Below are 1924 nucleotides of genomic sequence, written 5' to 3'. Positions count from 1 at the left end.
CGCAGGCGGCTTCACCAACGATGCCACAAAACTGACGGGAACCGGAAACGATAAGAAAGTGATGTTTGCAGTGAGAAAGTCAACCGAAGCTGTCCCAACCAGCGCGGCCGGAGACAAGACAAAATGGTTCGACCCGGATGCCAATTATGGAAACACCCCCTACAAAGTAAGCACCACAGCCGGTGACAATACCCTGGCGGCCAGTGCCGTGCTGGAGATGAAACTGTATGGCGCCACCGTCCAGGGCTGGTCAAACAATGAGACGTTCACTGTTACCCCAACCTTCACCATATCCGTACACTAACCACAACGGGACTATCAGAAAGGAGACAACCAATATGGCAACCAGAATCCCATGCACCCCCTTCGGAAAGAAAATGAAAATCGCAATGGTAGAGCAGGACATCCCCCAGCAGGAGTTAGCCAGACGCCTCGGCATCGCCAACTCCACCGTCAGCGACATCATTTACGGCCGCAACCAGTGCGAGCGCACCAAAGAACGCATTGCTGAAACGCTGGGAATCAAGGGATAATATTTGATGAAAGAGTCTTTGGAAAGTAATAGCAGTAAGCGATGATAGATTGCTGAGAATTTTATTAAGTAAATAAAGAACGCGGGATTTCGTTAGTTTCCACTAATTCTGCGTTCTTTTATTTTGTAGAAATCTATCTTGGTTTGCTTGAAATATTCACAGGAATTGTATAAGATATAGGTAAATCAATATTAAGCAAAGGGGGATTTTTTTTAATATGGAAGAACGCAAAAATGTGAACGATATAACAGATGAAGTACTGACTGCGTATGAGCAATATTTAAGAGAAGAGGAACGGAGCCGGGCTACGGTTGAGAAATATCTTCGGGATGTGAGAAAATTCAGGGAGTATTTATACCTATCCGGGGAAGCGGCGTTTCAGAAAGAGCAGGTACTGGCGTATAAGCAATACCTCAATGAACACTATAAAACTACCAGCGTCAATTCCATGCTGGCGGCCATCAACAGTTTTTTTGATTATCTGGGATGGGGGGAATGTAAGGTGAAGCTGTTTAGAATCCAGCGTGTCCAGTTCAGTGAGAAAGAGAAGGAGTTGACGGAGAAGGATTACGAACGGCTGGTACATACGGCTGAGCGAAAGGGCGATACCCGGATGAGTATGCTGCTTCAGACCATCGGAAGTACCGGAATTCGAATCAGTGAACTGCGGTTTATCACCGTAGAATCCCTGGAAACTGGCCGGGCGGATATTTACAGCAAGGGGAAGTCAAGAATTGCACTGCTTCCGGTAGAACTGGTGAAAGTGTTGAAGAAATACTGTCGTAGGGCGGAAATCAGGACAGGAAGTATTTTTATTACCAGAAACGGAAAAATGATGGACAGAAGCAACATCAGTAAACGGATGAAACAGCTGGGAAGGGAAGCTGGGGTGGATACAGCGAAGGTATTTCCTCATAATTTCAGGCATTTGTTTGCAAGGGTTTTTTACAGTATTGAAAAAGATGTAGTCCGTCTGATGGATTTGCTGGGACATTCAAATATCAGCACCACCCGGATTTATACCATGAGCACGGAAGAACAGCCCAGGCGGCAGATGTCGCGGATGCGGATGGTCCTGGCCAGCACCGTATGACATAAAAAATACCCCATAATTAGCATTATGCGGTATCAATATCAAATAGATGAGGGATTCTTCCCTCACGATATAGTCTATTATACCCACTTTCGTAAAAATTGCAAGGTTTGAAATGGAAAATATTTCAAAATCAAACGAAAATTCGCAGAAATGTGGTGTGACGGGCAGGAAAATCGGTGATTGGATATCATAGGCCAAAATCGCCTGTTTGTGATGCCCAAAATTCTTTTTTTATCCTCAATTTTATTTTCCCCCAATTAATATTCTAAACAGAATGAGTATTATTTAGTTGACA

The 1924-nt window shown here is 44.4% G+C and carries 2 protein-coding genes and 1 pseudogene; all 3 read left to right on the top strand.

The features are described 5' to 3' along the window. A pseudogene (locus tag HMPREF9473_RS25760) lies at window positions 1-304 on the top strand (hypothetical protein); the annotation flags it as partial. Between the two features lie 34 nt (window positions 305-338). Beyond that, entirely contained in the window at window positions 339-533 is a 195-nt protein-coding gene (locus tag HMPREF9473_RS25755; protein ID WP_006779534.1) for a helix-turn-helix domain-containing protein, read from the top strand. 217 nt (window positions 534-750) lie between these two features. Next, entirely contained in the window at window positions 751-1626 is an 876-nt protein-coding gene (locus tag HMPREF9473_RS25750) for a tyrosine-type recombinase/integrase (RefSeq protein ID WP_006783158.1), read from the top strand. The last annotated feature ends 298 nt before the right edge of the window (window positions 1627-1924 follow it).

It is taken from the genome of Hungatella hathewayi WAL-18680, assembly GCF_000235505.1.
Lineage (GTDB): Bacteria > Bacillota > Clostridia > Lachnospirales > Lachnospiraceae > Hungatella_A > Hungatella_A hathewayi_A.
This window is presented reverse-complemented; position numbering and strand designations above follow the sequence as displayed.